Genomic DNA, 19,979 nt, shown 5'->3' with positions numbered 1-19,979 from the left:
GTTACAAACTAAACATAATCGTATTCTGGATAAGTCTCTTTTAAATATTCTTCTGCTTTCTTTGGTATTTCATAAAGCACAATGTAATCTAACAAACACATCGATACGATTAAAATGCTAAAAAATAAAGCTTTGAATATACCCATTTCTGATTTAATATCGAAATGAACTATTAGCTGAATAGGCAAATAACTTAAACCTGCAAAATTTCCATATCCAAAAATGATTTCTTTAAAGAGCCATTTCTTACCTGAGGTTTTAGCCGCTTTATTGTATCTAACTCTTTTAAAGGTGATTAAAATCCAAAAAAGTAAAATAGCTGCTAACAGAAGAATGTATACAAGTAAATTTGCTCCCTTACCTAAATTTCTAAAAGTAACGAAGAGCACACCTATAGTAGAAACAGTAGCCACCACTTTAGGGATTGTAAAAAATGCTTTAAAATGCTTCCAAACTATTTTATTGTAACGCTTATTTAAAGCAACTTGACGTTTCTCAACAACGTCCATAAATCCAAAAACACCAAACTTCTTAAACTCATTATTCAAAGCTGCTTCAAAATCAAGTTTTGGATTTTCTTGCCATTGTGCTTCTATAGCATTGGCCAAATGGTCTACTAATTCCGTTTGCAAATCATACCACTCCACATAATGTTGGCGTGTGAATTCGTACAACCTGTCGATTTGTGCAGTTGTTAATTTCATCTCATTCATTTACTAAGCTGTATTCGGGATAAGTCTCATTTAAATATTCTTTTGCTTTAGCTGGTATAATTTTAATTACAATATAAACCGCTAAATAATACATCACTATACCTAAACTTAATATATAAAGCACAATTGGTTTTTCTAATACCGTTTCACGAAAACGAAAAAAAGTATTTAATACATAAAACGGGAGAGACATGAAAGCGGACATCGATCCATAACTATTAAGTATCTCTTCAAACAACCATCTTTTTTTATTTTCCTTTTTCTTTCTATTTATTTGATACGTTGATTTTATAGCATATACAGAAGAAAAAGTCATTCCTATTAGAAGTAGAGCAGAAAATATCCCATCAAAATAGATGAATCTTAGTGTTTGCGCAAAAAGTAAAGTTGATAATATGACGCCAAATACTTGAGGTATTTTAAAAAACGTTTTAAAATGCATCCAAATTAAATTATTGTAACGCTTGTTTAAAGCAAATTGACGCTTCTCAACAACGTCCATAAAACCAAAAACACCAAACTTCTTAAACTCATTTTTCAAAGCTGCTTCAAAATCAAGTTTTGGGTTTTCTTGCCATTGTGCTTCTATAGCATTAGCCAAATGGTCCACCAATTCCGTTTGCAAATCATACCACTCCACATAATGTTGGCGTGTGAATTCGTATAATCGATCGATTTGTGCTGCTGTCAATTTCATTGAAACAAAATTTTATTTTTCTTACGAAATTTCGAAACCTCTCGTATAAAGAAAACAACATACGCTACAATTAAGTAACTAAAAAAGGTCACAAAAACTACACTCGGATTTTCGGTGCTTCCTAAAGGCATTAAAAAAATTAGTAAATAATAGATTAATGCGAGAACACCTCCTATACGTTCCAAACTATAAAATCGTTTTTTCAATATCACATGGAAATACAGAAATTGTATTACAGCCAAACCAATAAAACAACAATAAAAAAATCTACGGAAACTAAAATGCTCGGAAAACAAACTAAAAATTGAAGATTGTCCTAAAACCCAAAAGAAACCTAAACCGAATAGAAGTTGTAAAGGATGAACTAAAAACTTAAAAAAACTCAATACGGTTTCTTTAGAATAAACCGACCAAAACTTTGCTCTCTTTAACAATTCCTTTTTATTCAACCTCATATATTCCTTAAAGGCGTCATAAAACTCTACGTTTTCTGCATCCATCTTTTGCTCTACAGCAGCTGCCACATGATCTAGCATTTCTATACGTACATCATAATAAGCAACCTCACTATTTATCAAATAGTTATCTATAAATTTTATATTTTCTTTACTTAATTTCATACTAAATGATACTTTTTAATGAACTGTTGGTGTTTGTAAAAAGTAAAAAACAAAAAGGGAGAAATTCCAATAATTGTGAAAAATGCCATACAATTTGTAATACTAACATTTAACCCAAATACCATAAATCCTTCCATCAAAATTAAAACAGCAATTTGCTTAAACTGATATGAATAACTTGTCTTTATATTTTGCCTGTGAAGATAACCCCATAAGACAATATATAAAGCCTCTATTAAACCATAAAAAATCAAAAAGGTCTCATTTTCAAAAACTCTTTCTATAAAATTCTTATCTAATGACATAAAAATAAAAACACTCAAACCAATCATTGAAAACAACGCAAGGTTGTATAACAAAAATCTTTTTGTTACTTTCTTTGTAACCATTTTTGGGAATGTTCTCCCATTACTCATTAACCATCCCTGAGTTGGTATTAACTTTTCTTCCCAATCTCTCAAAACTTCAAGTGTTGCTTCTTCAAAAGTTATCGTTTTACTTTCCATAATACTTTCAACTTGACAAGCAATGTGATCTTTAACTTCCAGTTTAAAATCCAAAAAATCCAAACCTAACTTATCTAAAATAACATCTATTTTATGTAATTGATCTTGTGTAAGTAGCATCTTAATAACTCAATTTAGGATTAACTATTGTTTGCATGTTTTTGATAAACTCTTCTAGTTCAGCGAGTCTGTTTACTGTTTCGGTAGTACCCTTCTCCGTCAGTTTATAATACTTTCGTAAACGATTGTCTACCTTCTCCACTTCAACATCTAACAACCCTTCTGCCTCTAGCTTGTGCAAAGCCGGATACAATGCCCCTTCAGTAATCGTCAATTCTCCTTTGGTAATTTCTTTTACTTTTTGAGTAATTTCATAACCATACATACGTCCTTTCTCCTCCAAAAGCTTCATAATAATGGTATTGAGACTCCCTTTATACAATTGCGAATTTTTCATACTCTTCTTAATTTATAATTCAAATATATACATAATTTTCTTATGTATAAAATTCTTAGGTATAGTTTTCTGACAATTATCATATTTTAAAAAAATTGTTTCCGTAATTTTGTTGCTTTAATACACCTATAATATGTCGACATTTTATAAACTTAGCATAAAAGAAATTAAAAGGGAAACTGCCGCTGCGGTTTCAATTGTTTTCAATATCCCTGAAGAACTAAAGAGTTTTTACCAATTTATAGCAGGACAGTATGTTAACTTAAAACTTACTTTAGACGGACAAGAACTAAGAAGAGCCTATTCCATTTGTTCATCTCCGGAAAGTGGCGAATTACGCATTGCGGTAAAAGCCGTTAAAAATGGTTTTTTCTCTACGTTTGCCAATGAAAAATTAGCAGTAGGCAATGTTATTGAAGTGGGTACACCAGAAGGAAAATTCACTTTTGAACCACATGCTGATAAGCAAAAAAATTACGCTGCATTTGCTGCTGGTAGTGGAATAACGCCTATTCTTTCTATTGTAAAATCGGTTTTAGAAAGCGAACCAAAAAGTACTTTTGTATTGGTTTACGGTAACAAAACTGCTCAAGACACCATATTCCATGATGAATTAAGTCAAATGCATCTTGATTATGTAGGACGCTTTTTTGTTCATTATGTGTACAGTCAAGCTAATGTGGATGGTGAATTATTTGGTCGTATCGACAAATCAAATGTAAACTTCATTTTAAACAACAAACACAAGGAAAAATCTTTTGACAAATTCTATTTGTGTGGACCTGAAGCGATGATCAATACTGTTTCAGATGTTTTAAAAGAGCACAATATAAGCGAAAAAGATATTAAATTTGAACTTTTCTCAACTCCTACAACTGGTGAAGAAAAAAATATCGAAGCAAGTGGACACACTCAAATTACGGTAATTGTTGATGATGAAGAAGCTACTTTTGAAATGAGTCAAAAACAAACCATTTTAGAAGCGGCTTTAAAACAAGGATTAGACGCTCCGTATTCTTGCCAAGGCGGTATTTGCAGCAGTTGTATTGCTCGTGTAACAGAAGGGAAAGCAGAAATGAAAAAGAACCAAATTTTAACCGATGGTGAAATTGAAGAAGGTTTAATTTTAACTTGTCAAGCACATCCTGTTACAGCAGAAATCAAAGTTGATTTTGATGATGTATAACAATAAAAAAAGGAGCTAGTTTAGCTCCTTTTTTATGATATCTACTACCGTTTGTGGTAAAATGCTTCGCAATGCATCTTCATAACCTTCAACGTGTTTATTTCCATAAACAGAAGTTGGTAAAAATGGATATTGCGTTCTATCAGCCGTTATACAAAATGAATCCGGTTGTTGAAATGGTTTAAAGCCTGCATACGGATGCGTTGCTCCCCAAAGTGTTATCACCTTCACACCAAACATTGCAGCAATGTGTGCATTACCACTATCCATGGAAAGCATGACATCCAGATTGGAAATCAAATCCAACTCACTTTGGAATTTTATTTTACCAGCCACAACAATTACATTTGGATGGTTTTGTTTCAATTCGTTCAACTTTATAATTTCAGCCTCTCCACCTCCAAAAAGGAAGATTTTAGAATTCTTATCCGCTGCTAGGCCATCAATAACTTCTTGCATTAAATCAAGTGGATAAACCTTACTTTCGTATTGAGCAAAAGGCGCTATACCAATCCAATTTTGATTTTTAACTCCAACCAAATTGCCAACTTCTTCATTCAAAATTGCCTTCGTAGGAAAAACACTTTTTGACAAATCAACCGAGAAACCCAATTGCGCGAAGGTATCCACATGACGGTCAACCATTGCTTTTACAGGTTTGAAAATTTTATTCTCAGCACGGGTTAAAGCCTTTTTATCGGCTCTTCCTTTATCAGTAGCGGCTATTTTTTTTCCACTCAAAAAAAAGAGTGAACGAACCACTTTTGAACGTAAAACGTTGTGCAAATCAGCAACCGCGTCAATCTCTAGTTGTTTCAAATCAGAATACAATCGAAGTAACCCTAAAAAGCCTTTATGGCGTTGTTTAACATCTACTGCAAAAAAGGAAACATTTGGAATGCCTTCAAAAAAAGGTTTAAAAAAAGGTCGGGATACTACTGTTACCCTAACCTCAGGATTTTGCATAACTAAGGCTCTAAGCACTGGAACTGTCATTGCGACATCTCCCATTGCTGAGAGCCTTATTACAACAATATGTTTTGGTTGTGCCATCGTAAAAATAAGATGACTATTTTTTGTTTTGGTACAATACTGGGTTCAATTCTTCGTCGTTGTACATTTTCATTTGTTTGTACACTTTCATGAATTTATCGCCATTCTCAATATCTTGAATCAATTGACTGATTGATGTAAACATATCGCTTTTTTGCTCTAAAAGTACATTCAATTTTTCTTGACATTTAGCACGGTGTTCTGCTGTAGCTTCTGCACGATTTGCTTCTTCACTCATGTGGTAAATTTTCAAAGCTAAAATTGACAAACGATCAATTGCCCAAGCTGGACTTTCTGTATTGATTTTTGCATCTGCTTTAACCGTTACATCGGCATATTTTTGTAAAAAATAGCTATCAATATACTCCACCATATCCGTACGAACTTGGTTTGAAGCATCAATTTTTCTTTTTAAATCCAATGCTGCTACTGGATCAATTTGCGGATCACGAATAATATCTTCATAATGCCATTGAACAGTATCTACCCAATTTTTCGCATATAACAAATGTTCAATAGAGCCTTTTTCAAAAGGATTTTGTACCGGTTGATATACATCGTCAATAACGTGATAGTCTTTTATACTTTGTTCGAAAATAGGAAAAGCAAATTCTGCAAACATGATTCTTATTGTTTTTGTTTCTACAAAAATAAGGTTTTTTTGTACTTTTAACTGTAATAAAAATTAATTTTCCCATGCACATCCATCACCTTTCGGAAGAAAACAGTATTTTAAATCACTTTCTAGCTCAAATACGAGATGTCAATATTCAAAAGGACAGCATGCGCTTTCGACGCAATATTGAACGTATTGGGGAAATTATGGCGTATGAAATCAGTAAAAAATTAACTTATAAAGATATTGCCGTTCAAACACCTTTGGGTATAAAAAACACTTCAGCTATTGCAACACCTATTGTACTATGTTCTATTCTTAGAGCAGGACTTACGTTGCACCAAGGCTTTTTAAATTTCTTTGATGCTGCAGAAAATGGTTTCATTTCGGCATACCGCCATCATTACGATAATGATGACAAATTTGACATTTTAGTGGAATATAAAGCAGCTCCTTCATTCACTGATAAAACAATATTATTGGTAGATCCTATGCTTGCAACCGGTCAATCCATAGTTGCCGTTTTAAAGAAACTCCTAATACACGAAAAACCAACTGCAATACATATTGCCGTTACGATAGCAACACCTGAAGGGATTGTATATTTAAAGAAACATTTACCCGAAAATTGTCATTTATGGATTGCTGCCATCGATGAAAAATTAAACCAGCACAATTACATTGTTCCGGGCTTGGGAGATGCTGGAGATTTAGCGTATGGTGAAAAACTATAACGAAACGATAAAAAAGAAACTTCCAATTACCAATAATGAATACAAAAGCGTTTCCTTTAGTTTATTATTTTCTAAACTTTCTACAAAGTTAGCGCCCATAATAGCTAATGGTGCCAAACAAAAAGCCAAACAACTATTATTTTTATTGGCAGAAAGCACATAAATAACAATACCTAACAAAAAGGAAAAAAGAACCTTTTTATAGGACGATTGCATATTCATAGTCTTATTTCCCATACTCACCATAGATTGGCTAAAAAAGAGTATCGCAATAGAAGAAAAAACAGCTAATGCTATGTTTTGATATATCGTTTCAAAATAAGTAAAATCAAAACTTATATACGATTGATGTTTTAAATGTAGGTACAATTCATTATCCAAAAGCAAATTCGCCATTAAAAAAAGGACTGTTACACTAAACAAAGCAATGAAAGGAACAATCCAATTTTTAAAATCCCTAGAAACGTGTTGTATAATAGATATGAAAACCAAAACAATATACATGATACTCCAAAAATGAAATAAAGCAGAAAGAAAAATCCAGAAAGAAGCATCGAAAATTTTTTCCTTTGGAGCAATCATCGATCGTAATGAAACCAATCGGCGCAGTGTTAAAAGCAGAAATAAATTTGAAAAAAGGATTTCAATATTTTGGAAAATCGTTGGAAAAAACAACAAGAAAATAAAAAACAGTAAAATTGCATAGGTGTTATCCTTTGTCAAATTGTTCTTTAATGTGATAAAATTTACCAGAAAACAAGACCCTAAAACAACTGCAAATTTTAAAACAGTAAGTCCAATGCTTTCCCATCCTGCTGCCGCATCATAATTTGAAAATGTGTAGGCAAAAAAACTAAAAAACACCAATATGCCTATAATTAAATAGTTTAATGGTCGAGTTTTACTAAAAACGCTTGCTATCATCAGGATATTTTATATTTTTGTGATGTAAATATAATACTTTATCAAAATGAAATCACTTTTTGAAGGCATACAATGGTTATTTGTTGATGTTTTATTAAAACCAATGGATTGGTTAAGAGAAATGGAATTAACAAATTGGTGGGCTGCGAATACTTTGAATTGGATCTTTATTATCATTTGTTCTGTTGCCATGTTATATTGGTTCAAACAATTGAGCATTTTCAAATCAAACAATGAAGACGAGCAAGATACTACAGCACATTCATTCTTAAAATAAATAAAAAATCCTCTTTTAAAGAGGATTTTTTATTACTATAAATCGAAACCGATATCTTTTCTGAAGTTCATTTTCTCAAAGCTAATCTTATCGATATTCTCATATGATTTTTTGATAGCCTCTTTAAAATCATTACCATAAGATGTTACCGCTAAAACACGACCTCCACTCGTTACAACCGTATCTTTTTCTAATTTCGTTCCTGCATGAAAAACAATAGAACCTTCTACATTCTCTAAACCTGAAATTACTTTTCCTTTTTCATAATCTTCTGGATAACCTCCTGAAACAATCATAATTGTAGTAGCACTTCTTTCGTCTATTTCAAAAGCGACTTTGTCTAATTCTTCATTTGCCATTGCTTGGAAAATAGCAACCAAATCTGATTTTAAACGAGGCATTACAACTTCTGTTTCTGGATCTCCCATACGAACATTGTATTCGATAACAAATGGATCGTTACCTACTTTTATTAAACCGATAAATACAAATCCTTTATATTCAATTTCGTCTTTTTTGAAACCTTCTATCGTAGGAATCACAATACGATCTTCAATTTTCTTTAAGAAATCAGCATCAGCAAAAGGTACTGGAGAAACAGCTCCCATACCACCTGTATTCAATCCTGTATCACCTTCACCAATTCTCTTATAATCTTTAGCAGTTGGTAAAATTTTATAATTTTTACCGTCAGTTAAAACAAAACAGCTTAACTCAATTCCGTCTAAAAACTCTTCAATAACCACTTTTGCACTCGCTGATCCAAATTTTGCATCAACCAACATGTTTTTAAGTTCCGTTTTAGCTTCCTCTAAATCAGATAAAATCAAAACTCCTTTTCCTGCTGCTAATCCATCTGCTTTTAATACATATGGTGCTTGTAACGTTTCTAAGAAAGCATATCCTCTTTCAACTGTTTCAGCTGTAAAACTCTCGTAACGAGCGGTTGGAATATTATGTTTTACTAAAAACTCTTTTGCAAACTCTTTACTTCCTTCTAATTGTGCACCATATTTTGATGGTCCAATTACAGGAATCGCCTTTAATTCAGCATCTTGTTTAAAAAAGTCATATACTCCATTTACTAGTGGGTCTTCCGGACCTACAACAACCATTTCAATATTTTCAGATAAAACTAATGCCTTAACTGCTTGAAAATCGTTTGGATTAAGGTTTACATTTTGTGCAATTGCTGCAGTACCAGCATTTCCAGGTGCAACAAATAATTTTGAACATAAAGGACTTTGAAGCATTTTCCATGCAAGTGCATGTTCTCTTCCACCTGAACCAAGTAGTAAAATATTCATAATATGCGTTGTTTAATCTGAAAATCTTTCAGATTGCGTTGTTTTACGTTGCAAAAATACTTTGTTTTATTTTTAAAAAAAAGTTTCCACTAAATAGTTTAAAGAATCTCCTTTTCATATTTTTGATTGAACTAAATTTTGGGCATGTTTAATCTTTTTGACTTCGCATTAAAAATAAAGGGTTTCCCTATTACGGAGGCTAAAAAGAGATTTGAAAACATCTGCAATATTCCCGAAAAGGACTACCAAAAATTTATAATTGAGCAAAGGAAAAGAATTGTTTACCATCATTTAAAAAACAATCTTTTCTATCAGAAGCATATTGGAAATCAGAACATATCAAAATGGGAAGATCTTCCTGTTTTAACGAAAAAAGAATTGCAACAACCGCTTTTGGAAAGACTTTCAACTGGGTATAATCGTAAAAATGTATTTGTAAACAAAACGTCTGGTTCTGGTGGTCACCCCTTTATTTTTGCAAAAGACAAAGAAGAACACGCCTTAATATGGGCCTCTACAATTCATCGTTTTGGTTGGTATAATATTAACTTTAATACTTCATTTCAAGCGCGTTTTTACGGAATACCATTAGACTTTATTAACAACCGAAAAGAACGCCTTAAAGATTTTTTAAGCAATCGCTATCGCTTTCCTATTTTTGATTTATCAGACTCACAGCTCGAAGAAATACTTGCTCATTTTAAAACTAAAAAATTCGAGTATATCAATGGCTATACAAGTGCTATTGTACTTTTTGCAAAATATTTACAAAGCCAGAATGTAGTATTAACCGATTTTTGTCCTACTTTAAAAGTCTGTATGGTAACCTCGGAAATGCTATTTGAGGAAGACAAAAAGTTACTTGAGAAATATTTAGGTATTCCAATTGTAAACGAATATGGTGCCTCTGAATTGGGCATAATTGCTTTTCAAAATCCAAATGGTGAATGGCTTGTTAATCATGAAACGTTATTTGTTGAAATTTTGGATTACGATAACAACCCGGTTCCGTATGGCACAGAAGGTAAAATAGTAATAACTTCTTTATTTAACAAGGCACATCCTTTCATTCGATATGAAATTGGTGATTTAGGAATACTCTCCGAAAACAGCACCTGGAAAAAACCAATTTTAAAACAATTAACCGGTCGGACTAGTGATATAGCCGTTTTACCAAGCGGTAAAAAAGCTCCTGGTTTGACGTTTTATTACATTACCAAAAGTATAATTGAAGAAAATGGCCTTGTTAAGGAATTTATCATTCGTCAACTGACTTTAGATACTTTTGAAATTGAATATGTAAGTGAATGTGAATTAACTTCTAACCAAATTACAGCTATTGAAAATGCTATTGCAAAATATTTAGAATCAGGATTACATTTTAGTTATAAACGAAATGACATTTTGAAAAGGACTGCAAGAGGAAAACTAAAGCAATTTCAATCGATGCTTTAATTGCGGTATTTCATAAAACCTCTCCACATCCAGTGGAACATATAATAACTCGCTTGGAGAAAATTCAGCTTTTCAACTTCTCTATAAAACTGCCATTGGTATTTTAATAAATCTGATTTTTTTCTTGAAAGGGAATTTTCTCGTATACGATAAATAGCTTGCGGTTCTTGAATTCCATAAGCAAAAGGTATTACTTTCAAATACTGTAACCATAATCCCATATCTTGACGTTTACGGATGATAGGCATGTGTTTTTTACCTAATCTTTTAATATCTATAAAAGCGGTAAGACAACTAATAGAATTGGTTTTTAAAATATCGTCATAGGAAACCTGCTTTGGCACAATAAAATCAGAATACACAAATTCCAAAGCTTCATTACTTCTCCTATAAGATGAAAAAACGAAAGGTACTCCTGTTCGTATAATTGATTTAATACTGTTTTCTATGAAGTTTGGAAACCATATGTCATCTGCGTCTAAAAAAGTCATATAATCACCCTTAACTTTATCTATACCAACATTACGCGCTATAGCTGCTCCAGCATTTTCATCTAATCGATACAATTGTATTCGAGAATCTTTTGCAATTAATTCTTTAATAATGGCAACAGTGCTATCGGTTGAAGCATCGTCAACAATAAGCAGCTCCCAATTGGTATAGGTTTGATTTTGTACCGATTGAATAGTTGCTGCAATATATTCAGCAGAATTAAAAGTAGGCGTTATTATGGATACTAAGGCTTGCATTAATAGGCTTTATCTTCACCTTTTACAGCATTATAAACCGTCATAAAAACAATTTTGATATCTAACAAAATCGACCAATTTTCTAAATAGAAAATATCATATTTCACTCGATTTATAATATCACTTTCTGTTTCTACTTCACCTCTATATCCGCTCGTTTGTGCCAATCCGGTAATGCCTGGTTTTATAAAATGGCGTACCATAAATTTATCGACGCTTTTAGCATACATTTCGGTATGACTTACCATATGTGGTCGAGGTCCTACTACAGACATATCGCCTAATAATACATTAAAAAATTGCGGCAATTCGTCAATACTTGTCTTGCGCATAAATGCTCCTACTTTAGTTACTCGAGGATCATTCTTCTGAACTTGTTCAATATCTGCAATGGGATTTAAACGCATTGAACGGAATTTAAAACAAGAAAACTCTTCATAGTTCAATCCATTTCGTTTTTGCTTGAAAAAAATAGGCCCTTTTGATTCTAACTTTATTAAAATACCCATTATAGGTGTCAACCATGAAAGTATAAAAACAATAATAAGTAAGGATAATAAAATATCAAATGCTCTTTTAATTATTTGATTACTGCGCTTATCCAAAGGCATATTACGGAGTGAAACAATTGGAATTATTCCATAATAATCTAAAATTAAATTTCGCGATAATACATTTTTATTATCTGGAATAAGCTTTAACTTCTTCAAATTATTGTCAGAAAAATCAACAAAATAATTCAAATCCGCATTTGAAACACTAGTTAGTGAACAATAAATTTCATCTATTTTATTAGTCAAAACATAGTCAAAACATGAAGCAAAGTTATTATTCTTTTCCTTTTTGATATCAAACACTCTTTCTAATTGATAACCATAGTCCGGATTATCATTAAAAAAATTAATCAATTGTTGGACTTGTTTACCAGAACCCACAACTACTACTCTTCTAAAATTACCTCCGAAAGTAACTCTGAATTTTCTTAATAAATAGTATATTGAAAACTTCTCAACACTCACTAACACTATAGATATTGTGATATATTGAATCATTTGAGATGGCTCTGAAAACTTATAAAAATATCCTAAATATGCAAAAATGAATATTAAAAAAAGCAGGTATTGCTTTATAACTTTTCCTATAATTTGAATTTCTTTTGTAAAACGATATACCTCATAAAAAGCTACATTCCAAGCGATTCCAACCCAGATAAAGGATATAAAAAAATGAAAGCCAACCGTTTTAAACTCTTGATTGAGAAATAAGTTGGCCACCAAATTGATAATAATCAAATCGGTTAAATATGAAAAAGGCCTTATATAGCCAGAATATCTTCCAATTTTAGGTGACAAACTTTAGTAAATATAATTAGTGAAATTTTTATGTTCTTCTTTATCCAAATCCTCTTTTGAAAGCGACTTAAAATATTCATAGGTTAAATGCATCCCCTCTGCTCTATCTACTTTAGGTTCCCAACCTAAAATTTCTTTTGCTTTAGTAATATCTGGCTGACGCTGTAAAGGATCATTTACTGGTAAATCTCTATAACATATCTTTTGATTTGTTCCGGTTAGTTTGATAATTTCTTCCGCAAAATCTTTAATGGTAATTTCATCGGGATTTCCGATATTTATCGGCAGATGATAATCAGAATGCAAAAGCCTGAAAATTCCTTCTACTTGATCATCAACATAACAAAACGAACGGGTTTGACTTCCATCACCAAAAACTGTTAAATCTTCACCTCTCAACGCTTGCCCTATGAATGCAGGAATAACACGTCCATCATTCAATCGCATTCTAGGACCGTAAGTATTGAAAATTCTAACAATACGCGTTTCAACTCCATGAAACGTATGATACGCCATCGTTATAGACTCTTGAAAGCGTTTTGCTTCATCATAAACTCCGCGTGGTCCAATGGTATTCACATTACCATAATATTCTTCTGTTTGAGGATGTACTAATGGATCACCATATACTTCTGAAGTAGAAGCAATAAGAATTCTTGCTTTTTTTACACGTGCTAATCCTAATAAATTATGAGTACCTAATGAACCTACTTTTAAAGTTTGAATCGGTATCTTTAAATAATCAATTGGACTTGCTGGGGAAGCAAAATGAAGAATATAATCTAGTTTACCAGGTACGTGCACAAACTTTGTAATATCATGATGGTAAAATTCAAAATCTTTATGTTTGAATAAATGCTCTAAATTTTTTAAATCACCAGTAATGAGATTATCCATCCCAATCACATAATATCCCTCTGCAATAAAACGATCACACAAATGTGAACCTAAGAATCCCGCCGCCCCGGTAATTAAAATTCTTTTCATGATTCTTTACGATTTTTTAAAACGATAATCCCTGACAAACTGTAAAATCTGTCCTATCTAGCGTTTTAAAATGATTCTTTCAAAAATAAGCTTATCAATAGAAATACAAAAACAATGTTCTTAATTTTTTATAACAATCTATTTTTATAACAAAAAAAATAATTATTTATAATAAACTTCGAGTTTTGGCTTAACTTCATCAATATCTACATTAGTAGAATAAAAACTTGCAAAAGTCGTCTCTGTCAAGTTATCATTATATAAATCAAAAATTAGAGGTAAATTAAATTTATAATTTTTAGATTGATACTTTACTAAATTTGACACATCTATCCTAACCTTGTTCTCTTCTGTAGAAGGTACTGACTTAGAAACTGCATAAAATTCTGAATTAACAATTGGTTTATTGTTCCAGTTATTAACCGTACTGAACTTTTCCTTTAATAAAAAAACTGACATCCTATTGTCACCTATGTTTTCTTCACTGTAAGGCTTTAAAACCACAAAAGCAGAGTCAATTTCATGCTTCATTAAAAAATTTTCTGTAGAAAAATTCATAACAAATGAAGACTCAGCAATGTTGTCTCCATTCTTATTTAAACAAGCTATAACCCTATCCCATCGTACAGATTCGTTGGGATAGACTGAGTTTAACATATAACATTCATTCTTTTCTGCATAAAAAACCTTAATTTTTGATGCTGAAGTCTCTTTACTAGCATTTTTATTACAAGATAATAATGTTAAAAAGAATAACAAATAAAAGGAAAATCTTACTACCATTTTAATATAAATTTATAACAAATGTATGTAAATATTTCATTATAGCTTATATTTACATCGATTTGTAATTAACCATAATAAATTTTGATTGTAATACATATTATAGAGGCGCTTGGTGGTGGTGTTTATAGTTATTTTAAAGATTTAACCTTACACTTTTCTAAAGAAAATGATATAAAAACTATTATTTTTTACAGCAAGAATAGAAAAGAAATTGATCCTAAAAATTTAGAGTTGATTACCTGTCATAATGTTGAACTTGTAGAAGTGGATATGTGTCGAAAATTAAATCCACTTCAAGACTATAAATCCATTTTAAAGCTCCGCAAACTATTAAAAAAATACAACCCGGACATAGTACACCTTCATTCTTCAAAAGCGAGTGTTTTGGGAAGAATAGCAGCTTCAAATGTTGTTCCAAAATATAGCGTTTTCTATACCCCTCATGGTTATTCGTTTTTAAGCAAAGAATTTTCCAATTCTAAAAAGAAAGTGTTTTACTTTATTGAAAAATACATTCAAAAAATATTTGGCGGAACAACCCTTGCTTGTGGTGATACCGAATATGAAATTGCACAAAAAATCGGAAAAAGTATGCTTGTACGAAATGGAATTTTCGTTGACAAAATAAGTTCATTTAAGAAGTCAGTATCGAATTCAAAATTAACCATAGGAATTTTAGCTAGAATAACAACAGCACGAAATCCAGAGTTATTTAATGCAATTGCTTTACGATTTCCAAAATACAATTTTATTTGGATTGGAGATGGAGACTTAAAAAGTCAACTAACTGCGCCAAACATCACTGTTACAGGATGGTCATTAGATCAAGTAGAAGTAATGAGTCGTCTTAATTCTATCGACGTATATTTACAGACCTCATTGTGGGAAGGTTTACCAATCGCTCTTTTAGAAGCTATGGCTCTTGAAAAACCCTTGGTAGCAACGAATATTATCGGAAACAAAGATATTATTGTCCATAACGAAAATGGTTATTTATTCAATTCTATTGATGAACTTGACATCCAATTCAAAAAATTAGAAGATGAGAGAACAAGAAATGAAATGGGAAAAAATGGACTTAAGCGTTGTAAAACCCTTTTCAATACTACAACCAATTTTAATCAGATGAAATCAATTTATCTGAATGCCATTTCAAATGCAAAACAATAAAGATTGAATAGAAAAATCCACTAAAGCCTATTCCATCGAAACGATTTAAAAAATCATCAGTTAAATTTGAAATTGTGAATAAGAGCGCAAAAGCTATTATCAATCCATTTTTTAAAGTAACGCCTAAGTAAAACTGACCAAAAACATAACAAAATGTTAGGATAAGCCCCATAAAACCGAACTTTAAATAATAGTTTAGGTATTGATTATGGGTAGCAAATTCATATTTGGCTAGGAAGTTCTGATTTGTGTCTTTAAAATATTGGATTAAATCTTTATTTGCGTCAGAAGCACCAACCCCTGTCAACCAATTTTCATTGGCCAATTCCAAAGCAGATTTCCAAATTGATAATCGATTTACCAATCCATTAAAGGCATATATTTCAGGATGCTCCATTTCGTCTAGTTTCCCTACTTTATCTAAATTTGAAAAAGTAAAGGTTGTATACTTTTCGATCATAAAAGGATTACTATAGACCGTAATAGTAGTTATAACTGAAAGCAACAACAAAATCCCAAAAGTACCCAACAAAGCCTTCTTTAAGTTGATTTGCTTTTTAACTTCATAAAAAATCATAAAAATAAAACATAGTATAAGGCATACCAATGAGACTCTAGTATTTACAACCATTACATGTATAGTTGCAATAAAAACTAGACCAAGATTTATTAATTTAATTTGCAGTGCGCTTTTTTGAATAAACGATTGAATTAAGAAATATAGATTTACACAAGCTACAAAAACCAATTGCAAATTTATTGCAGGAGCATGAACTTTAAACGATTGTGTAAACACATAACCTACTTCCCACAAGTCGATACCATTCAAATACTTTTGTATGTATTGTTGAAAGAAAATAACGAATCTAATTTCAAGAGACAATAGAATTAATGTCATGCTTATTGCATAACGCCTTAATAGCTGATTTACTTTTACGCGTTTATAATGCCCGATTATAAAAAAAGTAAACGCTAATAACGAGATGTATTTTAACAATGATTTTATGCCTTTTGCGAACGCATCGTTATTCCAAAAAAACAGTGTTTCTAATAGTAACGGAATGAGCATTAGTAAAGCTATTTTCCAGATTTTCTTATTCAATACCGGTTGTTTGAAAAACAAAAGATTAAACAAAACAAATAGAATAATTGCCAAATTGCTTAACTTTCCAAATGGCAATGCTAATGAAACAACTAGTAATAAAAAATTATATATTTTATTGAACTTCCCTTCTGAAATCTTCATAGTAAAGTAAATAATAAATTAAAGGAAAAACACCTATTTTATGTCTCACAGCAGATCCTAAATCGGGTTCAAATACACCTTGGATTATGAAGTATGCAAAAAGGAAAAGCATCAACCAATATTCTGCAGATAATTCTTTTTTATGCTTTATTAAACTGTAAAAACGAACCAAAAGAATATAGAAAAGAAAAAACTGCCAAACTATAAATACTAAAATTTGAGGTTTCAAAAAGTGCTTTAACCCGTTGACAGGTAAATTTACCGAAAAGAAACCATAAACAATACTTACTGTTTCCCCGTACCAAGTATTTGGTTCGATAGGTGATGTTAGCATAGAATTGGCATCCACCATTCCTCTTTCCTCGTTTAACTCCTCTCTTGTTTGCTGTGAAAAATGTTTCCCTTTTACAATGCCATAACTAATAGACATAAAAACCATAATAGTCAATCCAGTAAAAACACTCGATACAACTTTATCCTTAATATTAACTTTGCTCAATAAATTCATACCAATAGCTATAACTGGTATGAAAATAAAATATGGTCTGAAAATGAAGCTGAAAATTAAAAACAAAAGAATTCCTATTCTTATTTTTTTGGAAATACTCTTCTTATGATTAAGAAAAATAAAAACAAAATACCAAATGAAAATAAATGTTATAAACTCTTTTGATGGCATCCCTATAAAAATGGCAATCATCAAAAGAGCAAGATAAACCAATAGGTTTTTAACCGTTACCATATGAAAGTCTTTGGGTATCCCAATTTTTCGCAACAAGTAATACAATATTGGCAACTGAATAAGCGCTATTATACTGAACGGTAAATATTTTAACCCAGTATACTTATAAAAAGACATGGTAAAAGGATAACTCCCAATTAAACCTATTTCATTAAACCTATCTTCTACAATAACATAGGCATCATTAAAAAAATTTTGGGGCAACACAAAAGGAAATATGACACCCAATACCAGAATTATCCCAATAAATGCGTAGAAGTAAAATATGTTTTTATTTATTTTCATAAGTGCCTTCAAAAGCCTCTTTGATTAAACACACATTAATCTCATCATTATAATATTTATCAAAAATAATTTTACAAACCTCATAAAACTTTTCATAATCAATCTCAATATCTATTATCTTTTGAATTAAAAAATCAAAATTTTCTAATTTATCTAAACTCATATTAAATTCCCCTAGATCAATATTTGATTTAAATGCATGTATGACATCAGAATATATCGGAATAATCCCTGATGAAAGATATGAATTCATTTTTGTTGGAGTAGAAACGTTATTAATATTAATATTTTCTCTTAATAAAAATCCAAATTGAAATTTACTTAACTCTTTATCTAAATCATTTAACGGGACATAATAAATTTTGCAATCCTTTAATTTATACTTTTTTACCATTTCCTCAGCTTCCACTATATCTTTAGTTAGAATGGTTAAAGAGGGTTCTTCAATTTTTTTCTCTATCTCTGAATATAGTTTTATTGTTTGCTCGTAACATTGCCATCCAAAAAGTGAACCTGCATATACAAAACTATTTTTAATTTTAACATTTTCACAAAAATAGATTTCATTTAATTTTTTATTATAACAAGGAATTATTCCATAGTTTTTTTTTCTTTTTTTATATTTCTTCTCTAAAAAATTCTTCATGCTTTCAGATACATAGAAATTTAAAAAAGCAATTCTAAAAATAAAAAACTCTAATATTGTAAATAAAAAACTAATAAATCTGGCTTTTAAACAACCTTTATTGATAAGAAGATATTCTTCAGGACCTATCCCTTGGTACCAATGAATAATATTTAATGAAAAAGTTTTAAAAAAAATCTTTACAAAATCCCTACTTCTTATCGTAAAAAAATAATCATTTTTATTAAACTCAAAATTAGTATTTGTAAATTCTTCAACAACAAAATTTAATTTTTCAAAAGCCTTTTTTACTAACTCTACATAATATAAAGTTGCATCATTCTTTGCATTGTCTGGAATATAGAAAATTATTTTCATTTATTTTTTAATTAAAAAATCTACAATCTTAGTACATGCATCACCATCGCCATAAGGGTTATGTGCATTTGACATTTTATCAAATTTATTGCTGTCTTGTAACAACTGTGCTGCTTCATTAAAAATTTTATCCGCATTTGAACCAACCAATTTAACGGTTCCTGCTTGTAATGCCTCTGGTCTTTCTGTAGTATCCCGCGTTACTAAAACAGGTTTTCCTAATGATGGTGCTTCTTCTTGAATTCCACCTGAATCTGTTATTATTAAATAAGCCTTTTTCATAAGCCAAATAAAAGACTCATAATCCAAAGGTTCAATAAGTTTTATATTCTTTTTATGCGAAAGAATATCAAGCACTGGTTCTTTTATATTTGGGTTTAAATGAACTGGAAAAACAATTTCTGTATTATCTATATTTGAAATTTTAAGTAACGATTGACAAATGTTTTGAATTCCGTCACCAAAATTCTCTCTTCTATGACCTGTTACTAAAACTATTCTCTTATCAAAGTCAATAAGGTCTTTTAGTTCTACTATTTTCTTATTTTTTGTTTCATCAATATTTTCTAAAGTCCAAAATAATGAATCTATAACGGTATTTCCAGTTACTACAATTGAAGAATCATGTATTCCTTCTTTTAGTAAATTCTCTTTAGAAGTTATTGTTGGTGAAAAATGAAAATCAGCAATTCTACCAATAATTTGTCTATTTAATTCTTCGGGAAACGGAGAGTATTTATTATAAGTTCTTAAACCTGCTTCGACATGTCCAATTTTTATTTGTTTATTAAACGCTGACCAAGCACATATTGATGCAGTTGTAGTATCCCCATGGACAAGAACAAGATCTGGTTTAAAATCATCTAATACCTTATCCATTTCTGAAAAAATTTTGCTACTAATGGTATTTAAGGTTTGATTAGGACTCATTAAATTTAAGTCATAATCTGGCTTTATATCAAACAATTGTAATACTTGATCTAACATTTCTCTGTGTTGAGCAGTCACACATACCGAAACAACGAAATTGTATTCTTGCATTTTTTTTACTAAAACTGCCATTTTTATAGCCTCTGGTCTTGTCCCAAAACAAACTAAAACTCTTTCCATCTTT

At 30.8% G+C, this 19,979-nt stretch carries 22 protein-coding genes; 5 read left to right on the top strand and 17 right to left on the bottom strand.

The features are described from left to right. Positions 1-8 precede the first annotated feature (8 nt). From ACFS5J_RS09580 to ACFS5J_RS09560, 5 genes are read right to left on the bottom strand one after another with little or no spacing between them, the layout of a single operon-like run. Entirely contained in the window at positions 9-704 is a 696-nt protein-coding gene (locus ACFS5J_RS09580; RefSeq protein WP_379811906.1) for a hypothetical protein, read from the bottom strand. 1 nt (position 705) lies between these two features. Then, positions 706-1,410 (bottom strand): hypothetical protein, encoded by a 705-nt coding sequence (locus ACFS5J_RS09575; RefSeq protein WP_379811905.1) that lies wholly within the window; start codon positions 1,408-1,410, stop codon positions 706-708. Continuing rightward, entirely contained in the window at positions 1,407-2,030 is a 624-nt protein-coding gene (locus ACFS5J_RS09570) for a hypothetical protein (protein ID WP_379811904.1), read from the bottom strand. Before ACFS5J_RS09570 ends, ACFS5J_RS09575 begins: the two co-directional genes overlap by 4 nt. Beyond that, positions 2,027-2,656, bottom strand: coding sequence for a hypothetical protein (locus ACFS5J_RS09565; RefSeq protein WP_379811903.1), 630 nt, complete (start codon positions 2,654-2,656; stop codon positions 2,027-2,029). Before ACFS5J_RS09565 ends, ACFS5J_RS09570 begins: the two co-directional genes overlap by 4 nt. Position 2,657: 1 nt before the next feature. Beyond that, a complete protein-coding gene (locus ACFS5J_RS09560; protein WP_371269405.1) occupies positions 2,658-2,993 on the bottom strand; it encodes a PadR family transcriptional regulator in 336 nt (111 codons plus the stop codon). Between the two features lie 133 nt (positions 2,994-3,126). Here ACFS5J_RS09560 and ACFS5J_RS09555 point away from each other — a divergent pair, with 133 nt between their 5' ends. After that, the gene (locus tag ACFS5J_RS09555) at positions 3,127-4,179 is read left to right on the top strand and encodes a 2Fe-2S iron-sulfur cluster-binding protein (RefSeq protein ID WP_379811902.1); all 1,053 of its coding nucleotides are present in this window, start codon (positions 3,127-3,129) and stop codon (positions 4,177-4,179) included. Positions 4,180-4,194: 15 nt separating this feature from the next. Here ACFS5J_RS09555 and ACFS5J_RS09550 read toward each other — a convergent pair whose 3' ends face one another. Together ACFS5J_RS09550 and ACFS5J_RS09545 are read right to left on the bottom strand one after the other, a co-directional pair. Next, complete coding sequence (locus ACFS5J_RS09550; RefSeq protein ID WP_379811901.1) at positions 4,195-5,232, bottom strand: glycosyltransferase family 9 protein; 1,038 nt, start codon at positions 5,230-5,232, stop codon at positions 4,195-4,197. A 16-nt stretch (positions 5,233-5,248) separates the two neighbouring features. After that, positions 5,249-5,854 carry a DUF4254 domain-containing protein gene (locus ACFS5J_RS09545; RefSeq protein WP_379811900.1) on the bottom strand — a complete coding sequence of 202 codons (606 nt, stop codon included), beginning with the start codon at positions 5,852-5,854 and terminating at the stop codon, positions 5,249-5,251. Positions 5,855-5,928: 74 nt separating this feature from the next. On the opposite strand from ACFS5J_RS09545, the gene upp reads away from it, so the two are divergent. After that, positions 5,929-6,582: a uracil phosphoribosyltransferase gene (upp, locus tag ACFS5J_RS09540; RefSeq protein WP_379811899.1), complete on the top strand. Its 654-nt coding sequence runs from the start codon at positions 5,929-5,931 to the stop codon at positions 6,580-6,582. Here the strand turns inward: upp and ACFS5J_RS09535 are convergent. Then, the gene (locus ACFS5J_RS09535; protein WP_379811898.1) at positions 6,577-7,506 is read right to left on the bottom strand and encodes a DUF6427 family protein; all 930 of its coding nucleotides are present in this window, start codon (positions 7,504-7,506) and stop codon (positions 6,577-6,579) included. The two genes, upp and ACFS5J_RS09535, sit on opposite strands and share 6 nt — an antisense overlap. Before the next feature lie 46 nt (positions 7,507-7,552). On the opposite strand from ACFS5J_RS09535, the gene ACFS5J_RS09530 reads away from it, so the two are divergent. Next, complete coding sequence (locus ACFS5J_RS09530; protein ID WP_379811897.1) at positions 7,553-7,783, top strand: DUF6341 family protein; 231 nt, start codon at positions 7,553-7,555, stop codon at positions 7,781-7,783. Positions 7,784-7,818: 35 nt separating this feature from the next. Here ACFS5J_RS09530 and purD read toward each other — a convergent pair whose 3' ends face one another. Continuing rightward, complete coding sequence (gene purD / locus ACFS5J_RS09525; RefSeq protein ID WP_379811896.1) at positions 7,819-9,090, bottom strand: phosphoribosylamine--glycine ligase; 1,272 nt, start codon at positions 9,088-9,090, stop codon at positions 7,819-7,821. Positions 9,091-9,234: 144 nt separating this feature from the next. Here purD and ACFS5J_RS09520 point away from each other — a divergent pair, with 144 nt between their 5' ends. Continuing rightward, the gene (locus ACFS5J_RS09520; RefSeq protein WP_379811894.1) at positions 9,235-10,545 is read left to right on the top strand and encodes a phenylacetate--CoA ligase family protein; all 1,311 of its coding nucleotides are present in this window, start codon (positions 9,235-9,237) and stop codon (positions 10,543-10,545) included. Here the strand turns inward: ACFS5J_RS09520 and ACFS5J_RS09515 are convergent. The 4 genes from ACFS5J_RS09515 to ACFS5J_RS09500 form a co-directional block, all read right to left on the bottom strand. Next, positions 10,542-11,294 (bottom strand): glycosyltransferase family 2 protein, encoded by a 753-nt coding sequence (locus tag ACFS5J_RS09515; protein WP_379811893.1) that lies wholly within the window; start codon positions 11,292-11,294, stop codon positions 10,542-10,544. The two genes, ACFS5J_RS09520 and ACFS5J_RS09515, sit on opposite strands and share 4 nt — an antisense overlap. Continuing rightward, positions 11,294-12,646 carry an undecaprenyl-phosphate glucose phosphotransferase gene (locus ACFS5J_RS09510; protein WP_379811891.1) on the bottom strand — a complete coding sequence of 451 codons (1,353 nt, stop codon included), beginning with the start codon at positions 12,644-12,646 and terminating at the stop codon, positions 11,294-11,296. Before ACFS5J_RS09510 ends, ACFS5J_RS09515 begins: the two co-directional genes overlap by 1 nt. 3 nt (positions 12,647-12,649) lie before the next feature. Beyond that, positions 12,650-13,633 (bottom strand): UDP-glucuronic acid decarboxylase family protein, encoded by a 984-nt coding sequence (locus ACFS5J_RS09505; RefSeq protein WP_379811890.1) that lies wholly within the window; start codon positions 13,631-13,633, stop codon positions 12,650-12,652. A gap of 162 nt (positions 13,634-13,795) precedes the next feature. Then, the gene (locus tag ACFS5J_RS09500; RefSeq protein WP_379811889.1) at positions 13,796-14,290 is read right to left on the bottom strand and encodes a DNRLRE domain-containing protein; all 495 of its coding nucleotides are present in this window, start codon (positions 14,288-14,290) and stop codon (positions 13,796-13,798) included. A gap of 210 nt (positions 14,291-14,500) precedes the next feature. Here ACFS5J_RS09500 and ACFS5J_RS09495 point away from each other — a divergent pair, with 210 nt between their 5' ends. Further along, positions 14,501-15,589, top strand: coding sequence for a glycosyltransferase (locus ACFS5J_RS09495; protein WP_379811888.1), 1,089 nt, complete (start codon positions 14,501-14,503; stop codon positions 15,587-15,589). Here ACFS5J_RS09495 and ACFS5J_RS09490 read toward each other — a convergent pair. The 4 genes from ACFS5J_RS09490 to wecB are packed head-to-tail and all read right to left on the bottom strand — an operon-like array spanning position 15,537 to position 19,975. Beyond that, positions 15,537-16,835 carry an O-antigen ligase family protein gene (locus ACFS5J_RS09490; protein WP_379811887.1) on the bottom strand — a complete coding sequence of 433 codons (1,299 nt, stop codon included), beginning with the start codon at positions 16,833-16,835 and terminating at the stop codon, positions 15,537-15,539. The two genes, ACFS5J_RS09495 and ACFS5J_RS09490, sit on opposite strands and share 53 nt — an antisense overlap. Next, a complete protein-coding gene (locus ACFS5J_RS09485) occupies positions 16,807-17,862 on the bottom strand; it encodes a hypothetical protein (protein WP_379811886.1) in 1,056 nt (351 codons plus the stop codon). The genes ACFS5J_RS09490 and ACFS5J_RS09485 overlap by 29 nt, the downstream gene beginning before the upstream one ends. After that, complete coding sequence (locus ACFS5J_RS09480; RefSeq protein ID WP_379811885.1) at positions 17,849-18,865, bottom strand: hypothetical protein; 1,017 nt, start codon at positions 18,863-18,865, stop codon at positions 17,849-17,851. The genes ACFS5J_RS09485 and ACFS5J_RS09480 overlap by 14 nt, the downstream gene beginning before the upstream one ends. Next, on the bottom strand, positions 18,866-19,975 hold the full coding sequence (gene wecB, locus ACFS5J_RS09475) for a non-hydrolyzing UDP-N-acetylglucosamine 2-epimerase (protein ID WP_379811884.1): 1,110 nt from the start codon (positions 19,973-19,975) through the stop codon (positions 18,866-18,868). Positions 19,976-19,979 lie beyond the last annotated feature (4 nt).

It is taken from the genome of Flavobacterium chuncheonense (genome assembly GCF_042686145.1).
Lineage (GTDB): Bacteria > Bacteroidota > Bacteroidia > Flavobacteriales > Flavobacteriaceae > Flavobacterium > Flavobacterium chuncheonense.
Note: the sequence above shows the minus strand (reverse complement) of the source record. Positions and strands in the feature narration are given on the sequence as shown.